This window comes from Gallaecimonas mangrovi, assembly GCF_003367375.1.
Taxonomy (GTDB): Bacteria; Pseudomonadota; Gammaproteobacteria; order Enterobacterales; family Gallaecimonadaceae; genus Gallaecimonas; species Gallaecimonas mangrovi.
In genome coordinates this window covers 1,622,897-1,638,638 of record NZ_CP031416.1, presented here as the reverse complement: position 1 = coordinate 1,638,638, position 15,742 = coordinate 1,622,897, and the positions used below count along the sequence as shown (strand labels likewise).

Here is a 15,742-nt window from a genome sequence, read left to right as displayed (position 1 = left end):
CGCCGTGAGTGCATATCGATGGTTTGTTGAACTACAGCACAAAGTTTATTGCCAGTGTAGAACGATTGTTCCACCCTATTGCGATATGAGCACTGACACTGAAAGCCCAGCAACCAAATTGCTGGCCAGCACCGAAAAGCTGATTTACCGGGGCGGTATCGCCGCTACCGGTATGGATGCCATTGTCAAAGACAGTGGCGTATCAAGGCGCACCCTCTACAAGCACTTTGGTAACAAGGACAACTTGATTGCCGCCGCGCTTGAGCGCAGGGACATCCGCTGGATGGCATGGTTTGAAGAAAATGTCGCGCGCTTTCATGGCCCCCGGGCGCGTCTGCTTGGCGCCTTTGCGGTGTTAGATAGCTGGTTTGGGCACGACGATTTTAATGGCTGCGCCTTTATCAATACCGCTGGTGAAGTCGCCAGCCATGACGACCCGGTGCGCCAAGTAGCCAGAGAGCATAAAACCAAGCTGCTAAAGCTGTTGTTGTGTAATTGCCAGCAGCTCGCCGTTAAAGCCCCCGAGCCATTGGCGCAACAGTTGCTGCTGCTCATCGACGGCGCCATTACCCAAGCCCTGATTTTCAACGACACCAAAGCCGCTGAGCGCGCCCAAAACATCGCACGCCTGCTGCTCGATACCTACTGCCAGGAGTCCATCTGATGACCGAGCAACAAAAGCTCCCTTTGCCGCCTTTTACCAAAGCAAGCGCCATTGAAAAAATCCGTCTGGCCGAAGATGGCTGGAATAGCCGTAACCCTGCCAAGGTGGCCTTGGCTTACAGCCTGGATACTCGCTGGCGTAACCGCGGCACCTTTGTCGAAGGCCGCCAGCAAGCCGAGGATTTTCTTAGCCAAAAGTGGGCCAAAGAATTGGAGTATCGCTTAATCAAAGAGTTGTGGGCCTATAGCGAGGATCGTATTGCCGTGCGTTACGCCTATGAATGGCATGATGCCAAGGGCAACTGGTTTCGCTCTTATGGCAATGAGAACTGGCAGTTTGATGAAAACGGCCTGATGACCCATCGCCACGCCTCTATTAACGATGTCGCCATCGACGAAAAAGACCGCTTATTCCACTGGCCACAAGGGCGCCGGCCCGACGACCACCCAGGGCTTTCAGAGCTGGGGCTTTAAAAAATAAGGCGGCCTAGGCCGCCTTATTTTTTCTTGTTAATGCCGTAGTCGCGCAGCTTGTTGGCAATAGCGGTGTGAGACACCCCCAGTTTTTTCGCCAACTGCCGAGAAGACGGGTAAGCTGGATACAACCTTTCCAACAGGCCCTTTTCAAAACGCTTCATGACTTCATCGAGGGTGCCTTCCAAGGCCGCATCCCCCAAACTGACCGACGGTGTCTGGCTGGGCAGTTCCAGGTGTTTAGGCTCGATGCTGCCGCCTTCCAAGAGCGATACCGCCCGCAGCAGGCTGTTTTCAAGCTGGCGAATATTGCCAGGCCATGGGTAGTTGGCCAGCAGGTTTTGCGCGGCTTGCGACAACTGGACCTTTTCACGGCCAATGGCGGCGCTGTGGCGGCTTAAGAACAAATCCGCCAGCGGCAAAATATCTTCTTTGCGTTCCCGAAGCGGTGGCAGTACCAGGCTCAGTACATTTAGCCGATAGAACAAATCTTGGCGAAATTGTCCTTGCTGGCACAATGCTTCTAAATCGCGCTGGGTTGAGCAAATGATGCGCACATTCACTTTGCGCTCGACTTCGTCCCCCACCCGGCGGAAGGTGCCGTCTTGCAGCAAACGCAGCAGCTTCACCTGAATGGATGGTGCCAAGTCTCCCACTTCATCCAAAAAGACGGTGCCGCCATCGGCCACTTCAAACACGCCGCGTTTACCGTTGGCCGCCGCGCCAGAAAAGGCATTGGGGCCGTAACCAAACAACTCGCTTTCGGCAACGTTATCGGGCAAAGACGCACAATTCAGCGCCAAAAATGGCTTTTGGTGGCGGGGCGACGTTTCATGACAAGCCCTTGCCAGCAGCTCTTTGCCGGTGCCGGTTTCACCGCGAATAAGCAGTGGCGCATCTAACTGTGCCAGCTTCTTTGCCTGGCGCAGCAGCTTTTTCATCACCGATGAATGGGCTTGAATGGTTTCCATTGACACCGATTCGGGTGTGGCGGGCGTATAAAGTCCCACTGGCCGGATAGGGGTTTTTGCGGTAACCACGGCCCCTGCCAGGGTTAGGCGATGCTGTTCATCGGTAACCCAAATAGGCAAAAAGTCGGTTAAAAGGCGCTGACCACCCAGTTTTACCAGCATGCTCAGCGGCGCCGGGTCGTCACTTTCCAGCCAGCGCTGCAGGTTAAAACCATTTAGCCAATTAGACAGCAACTGCCCCTGTAGCTCAGCCACTTCGCCTTTTAAGATTTTGGCTGCCGCCGGGTTTATCACCAGAATGCGGCCCTTGGCATCCACCGAAATCACCGGATCGAGCAAGGTTTGCAATAAGGTCGCTAACTCAAAATGGTCGCGCTCAGTTGGCATAAAGGCCGTGGTACGCACATCTTCCACCCCGTTGATGCGGCGGATAGCCGGCAGCAGGGTTTTAAGCTCATCAAAGCTCAAGTCCGGCAGATGCAGGTACATCTTCCCGACCGGATCAACTTCGATACCGCGCAAATCAATGTGCCGTTCGGCAAGAATGTCCAGGACCTCCCGGGCTATTCCCGGCCTGTCCTCACAAAAGATCTCCAGACGCATGGTGCTCACAAAGGGCTTTTCCAAGGACGGTGATGATATAACGCCCTGGCGTATAAAGAAAATGCCGCCCAAGGGCGGCATTGTTTTTTTGTGTGTTCGCTGGCGTTTTACAACAAGGTGTCGGTTTTGGCGGCCATAACGAAATCGTTCTTGTGCAAACCGCCAATAGCATGGGTCCACCAGGTGACGGTCACCTGTCCCCATTCCATTAAAATGCCGGGGTGATGAAACTCGGCTTCGGCAAGTTCGGCCACTTTGTTGCCAAAGGCCCAGGCTTGTTTGAAGTTTTTAAACTTAAAAACCCGTTCCAGTTGCAAGACGCCGTCGCGGGCAACCGGTGTCCAGTCCGGCAGCTGTTTCATAAAAGCGTTTAACTCGTCATCGCTAACCTTGGGAGCACCGGCCTTGCAGGCTTCACATTCTTGGCTGGCAAGTGTCACATCATTCTCCTTAACTGGCCTGTTTTTGTTTTGGTTGGAATTTGGGTTCATAGAGCCCCAGCGCTTTGGCAGTATCCACCAAAGCCAGGATGTCCTGCTGGGCAACATCAAAAAGCTGGGCAACGTTATCAAGCACATAATAGACCGGCTGCATGATGTCGATGCGATAAGGGGTGCGCAGCGCATCTAATGCAGCAAAGGGTTTGCGCTCAGCTTTGCTTGAACTCAACGCATAATGGGTTTCTCCGGGCGACGATAAAATGCCGCCGCCATAAATGCGCAGCCCCTTGTTGGTATTGACCAAACCAAATTCCACGGTAAACCAATAAAGCCGGGCCAGATACACCCGCGCTTCTTTGCTGGCATTAAGGCCCAGCTGGCCGTAAAGGTGGGTAAAGTGGGCAAAATCGGGGTTGGTCAGTAGCGGGCAATGGCCAAAGATCTCGTGAAAAATATCCGGCTCTTGCAGGTAATCGAGTTCTTCACGGCGGCGAATAAAGGTGGCCACCGGAAAGCGCTTACTGGCCAGCAGTGCAAAAAATTCATCGAAGGGAATGAGCGCTGGCACCTGGGCCACTTGCCAACCAGTGGTGTCGGCCAGCACTGCGTTAATTTCGCTAAGCTGCGGTACCCGCTGTGTAGGCAAATTTAACAGTGCTAAACCGTCGAGGTATTCCTGGCAGGCGCGGCCTTCAATACAGGCCAACTGGCGCTCAACCAATGTTTGCCAAATGGCATTTTCTTCGACCGTGTAATGGATAACCCCATCAGGCCCTGGCATTTTCGATTGGTAGCTGGTGCCTTTTGTCATAGTCAGTGCTGCTAGTTGCAAACCTAACTTGACTGTACTGAGTGACGGCCAGGCTACAAAGCACTCCACGATGGATGGCTTTATTTACAGCCGTAAAAAAATGATTACAAAAGAGCTTAACAAATTGATTTTATTCAACCTAAAACCGCTATTAAGCATCGTCTTCCACCACCACCGAGGCCTTTTTACGGCCCAGCACCATGCCCGGTAGCTTCATCAAGTCTTTGCCCATATCCACCAACAAACGGGCGCGGGCTTTGCCAAGGCGCTTATTTTCGTGCGCGTCCATCGGCAGCGGGCGGCTAAGGCGCATGGCTTGCCAGCCAAGGCGTGCCGTGAGTAACCCAGCCCCTAACCCTTGCGCTGCCCGGCCGGAAAGTTTACCTAATAAGTCGGCACCGAAGGTGCTCATACCAATATCCACCACCAGCTCTGAGGCACCGGCATAAATCAGGTTAATAAACACTTGCCGCACTAACCGCACCCGGCTCCAATACCCCAATTGCAAGCCGTAGACCTTGGCCACCTCACGGATAAGCCGCAGGTTACGCCAGGCAATGATGGCCATGTCGGTGAGCGCCAAAGGACTAACGGCCACCATCACGGTCGCTTCCAAGGCATAACGGCGCACCAGCACCTGCGCCTTGTCGTCCAGTTCGCTAAGCACCCGCTGACGAAAGCGCCCTTGCACCTCTTCACCACTGTCGTGGCTGCCCACTTCGCTTAAAAACTGCACCATGGCGGCACTGTTATGAAGGCCCCGCAGTTTCATGCTGTGCTCAAGTACCGTTAGCGCTTTGTCACCGGTGTCGGCGTTGGCGGCCCTGGCACTATCGCGCTCGAGTCTTTTAAGGCGTCTTAACGCCAGCCACTCACGAAAAAGCGCCCTTAATGCCCCGGCGCCCAACAGCACCGTGGCCAGGGTAAACAATACCGCCAGTACCGGCAGCGTTTGCCAAAGCTCATAGAGCCAAAGCCCAGTTTGGCCAATGGCGCCCAGCAGCAAAAAGATAAGCCCCCACACCAGCCAGGGGCGGCGCTTGCCACTTAGCGCCTGGCTGACTTGCTGCTCGGGTTCGCCTTCGCGGTCTGGCACAAAATCATCCTCGGCAATTTCAGCGGCCAGACGCAGGGATATCGGCTCTGGATTGTCTTCAACTAAACGACTGAGTCTTAAGGTCATTTGAGTTTGTCTCCAAGAACAAAGGCCAGGGTTTTATCCATGCGCAGGTGGGGCAGTGGCGAGTTAAGGCCAAGGGGCGGCGCAAATGCCGGGAAGGCAAAACCTTGTTGCTGCCAAAAGGTTGAGGGCGGCAGCGACGATGGCACATCGCCTGGGAACAAGGTAACTTGCCGGCCGTCGTCAAGACGGCCCTTCAGGCAAGGCAAGTTCTCCCCATCTAGCTGGCCGCTACCGGCCTGGGTAGTACAAACCGCGGCCAGGGTTTCAACCCCCACGTCAATGCCGGCATAACGCATGGGTTCCAGCGCCGGGCTAATCAGCTCACTAAGCAGGCTTGATAGCGCCGGGCGCTGGTCAGGGGTTAAACGGTCGGCTTGGGTCGCGGCAAAGAGCACCTTATCGACTTGCGGCGAAAAAAGCCGCGACAACAAACTGCTTTTGCCGTACTGAAAACTTTTCAGAATATCGGTAAGGGCTAGCTGCAAATCTAAAAACGCCGCGCGGGAATGGTTAAGCGCCGCCAAGGTGTCAACCAACACCACTTGCCGGTCAATATTGGCAAAATGATTTTTATAAAAGCGCTTTACCACCTCGCTTTTATATTGCTCAAAGACCTTCTCAAGATGCTTAAAAAGCGCCGTGTCTTCACCGCCTTCGGTCAGCCAGGGGAAAAAGGCCAGCACCGGCGCCCCTTTTAATTCGCCGGGTAATAAAAAGCGGCCCGGTTGCAGGTAATAAAGGCCAAGCTGCTGTCGAAAATCACTAAGTAAACCGGCGTAACGCTCTGCCAGTTGCTCGGTTTGCACCGCATCTAAGGCGCCTTGCTGGCAAAAAAGCTCGGCATCGACACACCAGTTACCGGCCAGGGCCGCCCGCGGTGCCTGGCTAAGTAATTGGCGCTGCTGCGCGCTCCAGCTGGCGTAATCGGTTTCAAGCAGCGCTAAATCCAGCAGCCATTCACCGGGGTAATCAACAATATCCAGCACCAACGTCACCGGCTCCCCGAAAAAGCCGCGCAAACCGCTGTCGGGTTTGTATTTAAGGTGCAGCCGCAGCTCACTGATGCCAGCGGTTGACGGCCCCCATTGCGGTGGTTCGGCTTTCAGCGATGCGAGGTTTTCCCGGTAACGAAAGCGCGGCAGTAACGGGTGCGGCTGTGGCACCTCCCTGGCGCCGAGAAAACGCCCTTCGGCCTGAACCGGGAAAAACGGCAAGTGCCGAGGGCTGCCATGGAGTAGTTGGTCGGTAAGCGAGGTAATAAAGGCGGTTTTGCCCGCCTGCGACAAGCCGGTAACCGCCAGCCTTACATGTTGGTTAAGGCCTCTTTTGAGGGTGTCGGTGGCGGTTCTGGCCAATTGTTTGAGTGTATCGCTGCCGTGCATTGCTATTCCCATAACAAGAAGGCGCCCACAGGCGCCTTTCGCTATTTGCTGTCAGCTTAGAGACGGCTAATTTGCCGGTTAAGCTGAAATTCCGTGGACGTTACATGACTTTCCAAGCTTCGCAGCCTTTTTTCAAGCCGAGAGAACTGTTCATTCAGATCTTTTACCGCCTGGCGCGGCGGCTCGCCGGCTTGCCAAACTTGGTTTTTCAGCTGCACCGGTTTTTCACTGCTGGCTTTAACCGGAGCCTTTTCCAAAATAAACCACAGCGCAAAGTAAGCGACGAAAAAGAACGAACCCGACAAAATAACACCTGCTACCACCAACACCCGTACCAGCCAGGTTTCTAGGTTAAAGTAGTGAGCAATACCGGCACAAACGCCGCCAAAGCGGGCCTCGTCGGGATAACGATACAAGGTGCGGGAACCGTTATTCATGGTGCTTCTCCTGCCTATCACGCTTTATTGCGCCACTGGGGGCTTTCTTCGTCCAAGAGCCGCTCAAGGGTGGCAATACGGTCTGCCATTTTTTCAGCGGTTTGCGACAGCGCCATTAATTGCGCCCTTTCCGTTTCGCTCAAGCCCTGCCCTACCTGGCGTTTGCTGCGATAGTGCAGGACGAGCCATATTGGCGCCACTATCACCATGAAAATGATGATGGGGGCTATGAGCAACTGCAGCACGTCCTCCATTATTCACTCCTGTTATTTTTTCTTAGCCATCTTGGCTTTAAGGGCGTCCAGTTCCTGGTTGACCTTTTCATCGGCGGCCAGGGCAGCAAATTCGGCGTCCAGTGATTTACCTTTACCTAAGTCATAAGCTTCGACCTGGGCTTCGATATCGTCAATGCGGCGCTCGTACTGGTCAAACTTGGCCATGGTGTCTTCCACCTTGGCACCGTCAAAACGCTTGCGCACATCCAGGCGGGTTTGCGCCGATTGCTTGCGCAGCACAATGGCTTTTTGGCGGCTGCGGGCATCGGTGAGCTTTTCGTTGAGCTGGCCAATTTCTTCGCTCAGCTTGGCGATAGACTCTTCGACATGGATAAGCTCGCTCTGCAAGGTGGTCATGGCTTCTTCAGCCCGGCCCTTTTCAATCAGTGCGCCCTTGGCTAAGTCTTCACGGTCTTTGCTGAGCGCCAGCTCGGCTTTGGCCTGCCAGTCGTTAGCTTTTTCGGCCAGCTTGGCAATGCGACGCTCTAAATCTTTGCGCTCGGCCAGCGCCTTGGCAGACAAAGAACGCACTTCAACCAGGGTGTCTTCCATTTCCTGAATGATCAGGCGCACCATTTTTTCCGGGTCTTCAGCCTTGTCCAGCAAGGCATTCAGGTTGGCATTCACGATATCTGTGAAGCGAGAGAAAATACCCATTTCATATTCCTCGTCTGAGATAAGAAAGTTCCTTGCTCTTCCCTATCCGAAATGCGTGCCAGTTTGCCAAAAAATATAACACACTGAATTTTAATAGAAAATTATGTTTGAATTTCGTTGCACAAATTGGCTTATCATAAGTTCAACCACTATTTGGCGAAATTGACCACCATGGCGACCAGAAAACACGACAACCTGCTCGGCCAGGCCAACAGCTTTCTTGAAGTAATGGAGCAAGTGTCTCGGGCCGCACCGCTACATAAGCCGGTGCTTATCATAGGGGAAAGGGGCACCGGTAAGGAACTGATTGCCGAACGGCTGCACTTTTTGTCTAGCCGTTGGGACCAAAGCTACTTAAAGCTCAACTGCGCAGCCTTGAACGAAAACCTGTTGGAGTCAGAGCTGTTTGGTTATGAAGCGGGCGCCTTTACCGGCGCCGGTAAGCGCCATAGTGGCCGCTTTGAACGTGCCGATGGTGGCACCTTGTTTTTGGACGAGCTGGCTAACACCTCCGGCCTTATCCAAGAAAAGCTGCTGCGGGTCATTGAATATGGCGAGTACGAGCGCGTTGGCGGCAGCCAAACCCTGAAATCGGATGTGCGCCTGGTCTGCGCCACTAACGAAGACCTGCCCAGCCTTGCCGAGCAAGGTGCTTTTCGGGCCGATTTACTAGACCGTTTGGCTTTTGATGTTATTACCCTGCCGCCACTTCGCGAGCGCCGAGACGACATTTTACTGTTAGCCGAACACTTCGCCATTAATATGGCTCGCCAGTTAGAACAGCCGCTGTTCTCTGGCTTTACCAAAAAGGCCCAGCAACTGCTGCTGGACTATGCTTGGCCCGGCAATGTGCGGGAGCTGAAAAACGTGGTGGAACGGTCGGTGTATCGCCACAACAACCCGGATTTGCCGGTACACCACATTATTCTTGACCCTTTTGAATCCCCCTGGCGGCCAAGCGGCGCGGTGCGCACCTTGGACCGGCAAGTGGCGCCACCGCCAGCAGGCGCGGCCAAAGCACCACCCACCACCGCAGCGCCGCACCTAAGCTTTCCTATTGATTTTAAAACCGTAACCCAAGAGTTTGAGATACAGGTGCTGACGGAAGCGCTCAAGGCCAACCAATATAACCAAAAGCGCAGTGCCGACGCCCTAGGGCTGACCTATCACCAATTGCGGGGCATACTGCGTAAATACGAATTATTGGGTGTGGATGAGAACTGACATGAGCGCGCCGGCAAGTAAAGATGCAGTGGTTGGTAGCACAGCCAGAACAGTGGTAGAGTTCGCCCCCTGTTCTTTAACATCGAATGACGGCATCGGTTATGCTGGCTAATCGCGTCTTGGTGTTGGGCATGCTGAGCTTGTTGCTTTGTGCGTGTTCCGACAATCATAAGAGCCTGGTACAACAGGGGCTGGTGTATTGCTCAGAAGGCAACCCAGAAACCTTTAACCCGCAGCTCGGTACGTCCGGCACTACCGCCGATGCAACCGCCAACCAGCTATACAATCGGTTGATTGATATCGACCCGAAAACCGGCGATGTGATCCCGCGGCTGGCTAAAAGCTGGCATATGAGCAGCGACGGCTTGCGCTATACCTTTGTGTTGCGCCGCGGCGTGCATTTCCAAACCACCGATTATTTCAAACCCAGCCGTGATTTCGATGCCGACGATGTGCTGTTTAGCTTTCGCCGCCAGTGGGACGTTAATAACCCCTTTCATAATGTCTCTGGTGGCGACTACCCGTTTTTTGATGCCATCGGCATGGGCTCTTTGCTGCATGACATCATCAAAGACAACGACTACCAAGTCACCTTTGTACTAAACCGCCCCGACGCCTCATTTTTATCTAATATCGCCACCGACTACGCGGTAATACTGTCGGCCGAGTATGCCAACCAATTGCTGGCACAAGGGGTGCCAGAGCGCATCGACACCCAACCGGTGGGAACTGGTCCCTTTATCTTTGAAGGCTACCGCAAAGACAGTTTTATTCGCTTCAAGGCCAACCCCGATTATTGGGATGGGCCGGTAGACGTTAACCCGCTGATTTTTGATATCACCAAGCGAAGCTCGCGGCGCCTGGCGAAATTGGTAACCGGCGAATGTGATGTTATGGCGCTGCCGCTGGCCTCAGAGCTCAGTGAAATAAAGAAAAATAAAAACCTTAAATTGCAGTCCGAACCCGGCCTTAACGTCGGCTTTTGGGCATTAAATACCGAGCGCCCACCGCTGAACGACCCGAAAGTGCGCCATGCCTTGGCGCTGGCCATTGACCAAAAAACCATGATGCAGGCGGTGTATTACGGCACCGGCTCGCCAGCCAATTCGTTGCTGCCACAAAGCTCTTGGGCTTACGACAGCTCGCTGCCGCCAATGACCCAAAACCTTAAAAAGGCGCGGGAGCTATTAGCTGACGCCGGCCTTGAGCACGGTTTTAACCTCGATGTTTGGGCGATGCCGGTATCACGCTCTTACAATCCCAATGCCCGCAAAATGGCCGAACTGATTCAGTCGGACTTAGCGGCGATCAACGTCAAAGTGCGCATCATTACCTATGACTGGAACACCTTTCGCCGCCGCCTAGCCCGTGGCGAGCATGACTCGGTGCTGATTGGCTGGTCAGCCGACAACACCGACCCCGATAACTTTTTCAGCCCAACCTTAACCTGCGCGGCCTTAGCCAGCGGTAACAACAGGGCCAACTGGTGCGACCCAGACTTTGACGCCATTTTGGCCAAGGCACTGCTGACCACCGACCGCGATAAACGCAAAGCCTATTACATTAAGGCCCAGCAATACCTCCATGACGCCATGCCGGTTGTTCCTATTGCCCATGGCCTGCGCTTTTTGGCAACCCGCAGCAACATTGAAGGGGTGCGCCTGCGCGCCTACGGGGCCATTAGTTTTGCCAAGGCTCGGAGGGTGAAGTAGTGCTGTCTTACGTTATCCGCCGCATTAATTTGTTTGTTATCACCTTTTTATTACTGGCTATTGTCGCCTTTAGCCTGACCCACCTTGGCCCGGGTAATGCCCTTAGCCACGTTGCCAACACCGACGGCTTGGGGCCTGGGCAAATTGCCGCGCTTAGGGCGCATTACCACTTAGACGACAACTACGTGGTGCAGTTTGGTTATTACCTAAAGCGCATATTTATGGGTGACTGGGGTTATTCGCTGGCCAGCGGCGAAGCGGTGATGCCGGCGCTGCTGCGCACCTTACCCGCCACCTTGGAATTGATTTTAAGTGCGATGTTCCTGGCGCTGCTTATTGGCATTCCGGCTGGCGCTTTTGCGGCCATGTACCGAAAATCCGCCACCGACTACGCAGTTCAAAGCATTGCCCTTTTTGGCTATTCCATTCCCATTTATTGGTGGGCGCTGATTTTAGTGATGCTGTTCTCGTTAAAGCTGGGTTGGTTGCCGGTATCGGGCCGTATCAGCCTGCTTTATGAGATCCCGGCGAAAACCGGCTTTTTACTGGTGGATATTTGGCTGTCGCACGTGCCTTATCGTCTGGAAGCGATGCGCGACGCCTTGGCGCATTTGGTGATGCCAACGGTGGTGCTGGCCACCATTCCAACCGCCGTAGTGGCGCGGCTTACCCGCACCTCACTCAAAGAGGTGTTGAAAAAGAACTACATTCGCGCCTCTCGGGCCCGGGGCTGGTCAATGTGGAAGGTGGTGCAGCGCCACGCCCTGCATAATGCGCTATTACCGGTGGGCCGTTTATTGGGGCTGCAAATCGCGGCGCTTATTTCCGGCGCTATTATTACCGAGAACATATTTGATTGGCCGGGTATTGGTAATTACCTGATAAACAGTATTTATTCTCGGGATTTCCCGGTTATTCAGGGCTGTCTGCTGCTGATCTCCAGCTTTGTTATTCTGGTTAGTGTGGTAACCGATATTGTCTTTACCATGCTCGACCCATTACATCGAAAACGCATCCATGCTGAGTCCTAACCTTTACGCCGAAGAGCGCATTCCCTCGCCATTGGTTCATACCTGGCGTGCGTTCAGAAAAAGCCCCCAGGCCATGGTCGGGCTCTATATCGTAATTGGCCTGCTGTTGGCTGCCATTGCTGGCCCTTGGGTGGCCCCCTTTGACCCAGAATTACAGCACCCCAATGCCCTCTTGATACCCCCCAGCTGGGACCAAAACGGCCACGTGGATTACTTTATTGGTACCGACGACTTGGGCCGCGACTTACTGTCACGGCTGCTTTATGGTGCCCGCCTGACCTTTGGCTCAGCACTGCTGGTGGTAACCGGTGCCGGGCTGATTGGCGTTGTGTTAGGGGCGATATCGGGCACGTTAAAGGGCCTGCAAGGCTCGATACTGCATCACTTTCTCGACACCCTGCTTTCTATTCCATCGGTATTGCTGGCCATTTTCTTTGTGGCCATTCAGGGCCCGGGCATGGAAGCGGCGCTGCTGGCGGTGTGGCTGGCACTGGTACCGCAGTTTATCCGCAGCACCCACGATGCCGTGGTTTCCGAGATGGAAAAAGAATATGTGGTGGCCGCCCGCCTGGACGGTGTTAGCCGCTTTCGGCTGCTGTGGGACGTAATTTTGCCCAACATCGCCGACTCTATCGTTCACCAATATGCGTTAGCGCTGTCGGCGGCAGTGCTGGATATCAGTGCCCTTGGCTTTTTAAGCCTGGGCGCCCAAGCACCACTGCCGGAATGGGGAACCATGCTGGCTGGCGCCACTGATTTGGCCTATTTGGCACCGTGGACCATTACCTTGCCGGGGGTAGCACTGCTGACCACCGTTATTGCAGTAAACCTGGTGGGTGATGGCCTACGCCAAGCCCTTAACGCGCGGATGGAGCAGTAATGAGTGCCCTGTTGGATATTCGTAACCTCACCATTTCCTTAGACACCCCACAGGGGCGAGTACAGGCGGTGGAAAAGGTTAACCTGCTTATTAACGAAGGGGAGATCCAGGGCCTGGTAGGGGAATCGGGTTCCGGTAAGTCTTTGGTTGCCAAAGCGATATTGGGACTGCAAAGCGATAGCTGGCATGTGCATGCCGACCGTATGCACTGGAAAGGCGTCGAGCTGTCTGATCTTCCCATAGAAGACCGCCGCGAGCTTATTGGTAAAGAATTGGGGTTTATCTTCCAAGAACCCATGAGCTGCCTGGACCCGATGCTGAAAATTCAGGACCAGCTTTGCGAAGTGCTGCCCCACGAGCAATGCCCGGTACCCTTTTGGAACCTTTACGGCCGCCACCGCTGGCGCCACCAGGAAGCCAAAGCGCTGCTGCACCGGGTGGGTATTCCCATGCACAAAAGGGTGCTTGATAGTTACCCCCACGAGCTGTCGGAAGGCCTTTGCCAGAAGGTCATGATCGCCATGGCGATTGCCAGTGGCCCTAAGCTGTTGATCGCCGATGAGCCAACAGCGCAAATGGAAGTGACCACCGAGGCGCGGATTTTTAGCTTATTGGCCAAGCTAAACCAGCTTGGCAATATGTCGGTTTTGCTGATAACCCATGACCTGGAATCCATCAGCAAATGGAGCCACGCCATTACCGTGATGTATTCGGGGCAAACCGTGGAAGCCGGGCCAACCCAAAGCATTTTGAAAAGCCCCCATCACCCTTATACCCAGGCATTGTTGCGCTCTATTCCGCACTTTGACGAAGGCTTAGAACACAAGTCACACTTGCATACCCTGCCCGGCTCCATTCCGCCATTGCAGCACCTGCCCACCGGTTGTCGCTTGGGGCCACGCTGCCCACGGGCGCAGCGAAAATGCGTGGAAAAACCGCCGGTCAAAGATTTAAAAGGCCATCGTTTTGCCTGCCATTACCCCATTAACATGGAGGAGTAACGATGGCGCTATTAGAAGTTAGCGACCTGTCGAAAAGCTACACTAGCCGTGGGCTGTTCAAGGCCGAGAAAATGCAAGCGGTGGCGCCTTTGAGCTTTGACTTGGAAGCGGGGCAAACCCTGGCCATTGTCGGCGAAACCGGCTCCGGTAAAACCACGGTGGCCAAATTGTTGGTGGGCGCCGAACGACCAAGCTCGGGGCAAGTAAAACTTAACGGCAAACCGCTGGCACTACACTCGGCGGACTCGTGCCGGTCGATTAGAATGATCTTCCAAGACCCATCCACCACCTTAAATCCCCGGGTCACCATCGGCCGTCAGCTCGAAGAGCCGTTAAAGCTCAATACCGAACTCAATGCCAGTGAGCGACTGACCAAAATCGAAGCCACCTTAGTGCGGGTTGGCCTTTTAGGCGAGCACGCCGACTACTACCCGCACATGATCTCCGGCGGCCAAAAACAGCGCGTGGCCCTGGCCCGGGCGCTGATATTAAACCCGAAGGTACTGGTGTGTGACGAAGCCTTGGCGGCGCTTGATGTATCGCTGAGGGGGCAAATTCTGAATTTCATGCTCGATGAGCAGCGCAAACAGCAGCTCTCTTACGTGTTTGTGTCCCACAACATGGGCATTGTGAAACACATTTCTGACCAAGTGTTGGTGATGCACCACGGTGAAGTTGTGGAAAGGGGCCCCACCCTTGAGGTGTTTAGCGACCCGCAGCACGAAGTGACGCGCCGCATGCTGATGGCCCAAAACTTACTGGGCAACTAAAAAAGGCCGCTTTAAGCGGCCTTTTTTATGTCATTGCCGTTAGGCAAATGTCTTTAACAGCGTCGGAATAAGCGCGATATCACAGCGCTGCTCGCTTGCCAAAATCAAGCTTCGGCCAAGGCTCAGGGCTTTTTGCTCGGCTGCGGCCCGCGGGCCCTCTTCAAGGCTGGTAAGGTCAGCAACGTGGGCAAGGCCCAGGGTACGGCGAATAAGCTCGCAACCGGCGTAGCCGATGGTGTCATCCAGCACCTTCGCCACGAAGCGTTGCTGATAACGGGCATTCGCTAACGCCACATCCTTGCTGCCTTGCAATAAGACGCTAAAACGGCTTTCAAAGCGCTGCCAGAAGCTAAGCAGTTCGCTTTCCAGCCAGGCGGCATAGTCGCTATTACCCAAGGTGTGATGGCGGCACCAGGCCAGCAGCAGGTTGCCAATCACCGAGCCCACATCAAAACCCACTGGCCCGAAAAAGCCGAATTCTGCGTCAATCACTTTTAGCTCGCCAGGGCCCGAAAACACCGAACCGGCGTGCACGTCGCCATGCAGCAAGGTTTGCGGGCAAGATAAAAAGCGTGCTTTAAGCTCGGCAACCTGTGCCAGCAGCGCGTCGTCTTCACGAAAGGCGATAGCGGTGGCCAAGCTTGCCGGAAAAATGTCGTTACGCTCGTGCTCGCGGTAAGGGTCGGTGAAGAACAAGTCTTCGGTAATAAGGCACAAGTCAGGGTTGATGAACTGGCTTACCAGCGCTTTTTTCGCTTTAGGGTCCAGCTCAAAATCTGAATAGGCGTAAAGGCTTTGCGCCAGGTAGTCAGCCAGGTTCTGGCCCATCGCCGCCACTTTTTCACTGTTGATAAGGCGCTTTCGCAGCAATTGCAGGTGGCTTAGGTCTTCTTCCACCATGGCGTACTGTTCAAGGTCAAAGTCCAGCACCTTCACTACCCAGTCAGCCGCCACTTTGCCGTGGGCTTGTAGCACCTGCGCTTCAATACGGGCCCGCTCAAGGCTCAGCGGCCAAGACTCGCCCACGCAGCGCGCATAAGGTAGTGCCTGCTTGATGATGAGGCTTTTATCGCTGGTGGAAAGATGAAACACCAGGTTCAGGTTACCGTCGCCTATTTCCCGGCAATGCACGTCAGCCTCGGCAGGTAAAAAGCCGCGTTGTTTGGCAAAAGCAATTGCAGCGGCGCTATCAAAAGCCTGGTAAGGCATGGCTCGACTCCGGAGATCT

The 15,742-nt window shown here is 54.4% G+C and carries 17 protein-coding genes; 8 read left to right on the top strand and 9 right to left on the bottom strand.

Annotation, left to right across the window (positions count from 1 at the left end; all coding sequences use genetic code 11):
* Positions 1-85: 85 nt before the first annotated feature.
* Together DW350_RS07795 and DW350_RS07790 are read left to right on the top strand one after the other, a co-directional pair.
* Entirely contained in the window at positions 86-664 is a 579-nt protein-coding gene (locus DW350_RS07795) for a TetR/AcrR family transcriptional regulator (RefSeq protein WP_115718322.1), read from the top strand.
* Positions 664-1,137, top strand: coding sequence for a nuclear transport factor 2 family protein (locus DW350_RS07790; protein ID WP_115718321.1), 474 nt, complete (start codon positions 664-666; stop codon positions 1,135-1,137). Before DW350_RS07795 ends, DW350_RS07790 begins: the two co-directional genes overlap by 1 nt.
* A gap of 23 nt (positions 1,138-1,160) precedes the next feature.
* Here the strand turns inward: DW350_RS07790 and tyrR are convergent, their stop codons facing one another.
* The 8 genes from tyrR to pspA form a co-directional block, all read right to left on the bottom strand.
* Positions 1,161-2,711, bottom strand: coding sequence for a transcriptional regulator TyrR (tyrR, locus tag DW350_RS07785; protein ID WP_115720591.1), 1,551 nt, complete (start codon positions 2,709-2,711; stop codon positions 1,161-1,163).
* A gap of 107 nt (positions 2,712-2,818) precedes the next feature.
* Positions 2,819-3,151: a 4a-hydroxytetrahydrobiopterin dehydratase gene (locus DW350_RS07780; RefSeq protein ID WP_226911412.1), complete on the bottom strand. Its 333-nt coding sequence runs from the start codon at positions 3,149-3,151 to the stop codon at positions 2,819-2,821.
* A gap of 10 nt (positions 3,152-3,161) precedes the next feature.
* Positions 3,162-3,962 (bottom strand): phenylalanine 4-monooxygenase, encoded by an 801-nt coding sequence (gene phhA, locus DW350_RS07775; protein ID WP_115718319.1) that lies wholly within the window; start codon positions 3,960-3,962, stop codon positions 3,162-3,164.
* A gap of 151 nt (positions 3,963-4,113) precedes the next feature.
* On the bottom strand, positions 4,114-5,145 hold the full coding sequence (locus DW350_RS07770) for a TIGR01620 family protein (protein WP_115718318.1): 1,032 nt from the start codon (positions 5,143-5,145) through the stop codon (positions 4,114-4,116).
* Positions 5,142-6,539, bottom strand: a complete 1,398-nt coding sequence (locus DW350_RS07765; protein ID WP_115718317.1) for a YcjX family GTP-binding protein — start codon at positions 6,537-6,539, stop codon at positions 5,142-5,144. Before DW350_RS07765 ends, DW350_RS07770 begins: the two co-directional genes overlap by 4 nt.
* Before the next feature lie 44 nt (positions 6,540-6,583).
* Positions 6,584-6,964: an envelope stress response membrane protein PspC gene (gene pspC / locus DW350_RS07760; RefSeq protein WP_115718316.1), complete on the bottom strand. Its 381-nt coding sequence runs from the start codon at positions 6,962-6,964 to the stop codon at positions 6,584-6,586.
* A 17-nt stretch (positions 6,965-6,981) separates the two neighbouring features.
* Positions 6,982-7,218, bottom strand: coding sequence for an envelope stress response membrane protein PspB (gene pspB / locus DW350_RS07755; protein ID WP_115718315.1), 237 nt, complete (start codon positions 7,216-7,218; stop codon positions 6,982-6,984).
* A 12-nt stretch (positions 7,219-7,230) separates the two neighbouring features.
* Positions 7,231-7,896 carry a phage shock protein PspA gene (pspA, locus tag DW350_RS07750; RefSeq protein ID WP_115718314.1) on the bottom strand — a complete coding sequence of 222 codons (666 nt, stop codon included), beginning with the start codon at positions 7,894-7,896 and terminating at the stop codon, positions 7,231-7,233.
* A gap of 171 nt (positions 7,897-8,067) precedes the next feature.
* On the opposite strand from pspA, the gene pspF reads away from it, so the two are divergent.
* The 6 genes from pspF to DW350_RS07720 all read left to right on the top strand — a co-directional run bounded on the left by pspF (position 8,068) and on the right by DW350_RS07720 (position 14,514).
* The gene (pspF, locus tag DW350_RS07745; protein ID WP_115720590.1) at positions 8,068-9,120 is read left to right on the top strand and encodes a phage shock protein operon transcriptional activator; all 1,053 of its coding nucleotides are present in this window, start codon (positions 8,068-8,070) and stop codon (positions 9,118-9,120) included.
* 101 nt (positions 9,121-9,221) lie between these two features.
* Positions 9,222-10,832, top strand: a complete 1,611-nt coding sequence (sapA, locus tag DW350_RS07740) for an ABC transporter substrate-binding protein SapA (protein WP_115718313.1) — start codon at positions 9,222-9,224, stop codon at positions 10,830-10,832.
* Positions 10,832-11,863 (top strand): ABC transporter permease, encoded by a 1,032-nt coding sequence (locus DW350_RS07735; protein ID WP_115718312.1) that lies wholly within the window; start codon positions 10,832-10,834, stop codon positions 11,861-11,863. Before sapA ends, DW350_RS07735 begins: the two co-directional genes overlap by 1 nt.
* Positions 11,850-12,743 (top strand): ABC transporter permease subunit, encoded by an 894-nt coding sequence (locus DW350_RS07730; protein WP_115718311.1) that lies wholly within the window; start codon positions 11,850-11,852, stop codon positions 12,741-12,743. Before DW350_RS07735 ends, DW350_RS07730 begins: the two co-directional genes overlap by 14 nt.
* Complete coding sequence (locus DW350_RS07725; RefSeq protein WP_115718310.1) at positions 12,743-13,744, top strand: peptide ABC transporter ATP-binding protein; 1,002 nt, start codon at positions 12,743-12,745, stop codon at positions 13,742-13,744. The genes DW350_RS07730 and DW350_RS07725 overlap by 1 nt, the downstream gene beginning before the upstream one ends.
* A gap of 2 nt (positions 13,745-13,746) precedes the next feature.
* Positions 13,747-14,514, top strand: a complete 768-nt coding sequence (locus tag DW350_RS07720) for a peptide ABC transporter ATP-binding protein (protein ID WP_115718309.1) — start codon at positions 13,747-13,749, stop codon at positions 14,512-14,514.
* Between the two features lie 39 nt (positions 14,515-14,553).
* Here the strand turns inward: DW350_RS07720 and mtnK are convergent, their stop codons facing one another.
* Positions 14,554-15,723 (bottom strand): S-methyl-5-thioribose kinase, encoded by a 1,170-nt coding sequence (gene mtnK / locus DW350_RS07715; RefSeq protein ID WP_115718308.1) that lies wholly within the window; start codon positions 15,721-15,723, stop codon positions 14,554-14,556.
* Positions 15,724-15,742: the final 19 nt, after the last annotated feature.

Coding starts and splice junctions, on each gene's coding strand:
- DW350_RS07795 (WP_115718322.1), top strand. CDS start 86: ATGAGCACTGACACTGAAAGCCCAGCAACCAAATTGCTGGCCAGCACC.
- DW350_RS07790 (WP_115718321.1), top strand. CDS start 664: ATGACCGAGCAACAAAAGCTCCCTTTGCCGCCTTTTACCAAAGCAAGC.
- tyrR (WP_115720591.1), bottom strand. CDS start 2,711: ATGCGTCTGGAGATCTTTTGTGAGGACAGGCCGGGAATAGCCCGGGAG.
- phhA (WP_115718319.1), bottom strand. CDS start 3,962: ATGACAAAAGGCACCAGCTACCAATCGAAAATGCCAGGGCCTGATGGG.
- DW350_RS07770 (WP_115718318.1), bottom strand. CDS start 5,145: ATGACCTTAAGACTCAGTCGTTTAGTTGAAGACAATCCAGAGCCGATA.
- DW350_RS07765 (WP_115718317.1), bottom strand. CDS start 6,539: ATGGGAATAGCAATGCACGGCAGCGATACACTCAAACAATTGGCCAGA.
- pspC (WP_115718316.1), bottom strand. CDS start 6,964: ATGAATAACGGTTCCCGCACCTTGTATCGTTATCCCGACGAGGCCCGC.
- pspB (WP_115718315.1), bottom strand. CDS start 7,218: ATGGAGGACGTGCTGCAGTTGCTCATAGCCCCCATCATCATTTTCATG.
- pspA (WP_115718314.1), bottom strand. CDS start 7,896: ATGGGTATTTTCTCTCGCTTCACAGATATCGTGAATGCCAACCTGAAT.
- pspF (WP_115720590.1), top strand. CDS start 8,068: ATGGCGACCAGAAAACACGACAACCTGCTCGGCCAGGCCAACAGCTTT.
- sapA (WP_115718313.1), top strand. CDS start 9,222: ATGCTGGCTAATCGCGTCTTGGTGTTGGGCATGCTGAGCTTGTTGCTT.
- DW350_RS07730 (WP_115718311.1), top strand. CDS start 11,850: ATGCTGAGTCCTAACCTTTACGCCGAAGAGCGCATTCCCTCGCCATTG.
- DW350_RS07725 (WP_115718310.1), top strand. CDS start 12,743: ATGAGTGCCCTGTTGGATATTCGTAACCTCACCATTTCCTTAGACACC.
- DW350_RS07720 (WP_115718309.1), top strand. CDS start 13,747: ATGGCGCTATTAGAAGTTAGCGACCTGTCGAAAAGCTACACTAGCCGT.
- mtnK (WP_115718308.1), bottom strand. CDS start 15,723: ATGCCTTACCAGGCTTTTGATAGCGCCGCTGCAATTGCTTTTGCCAAA.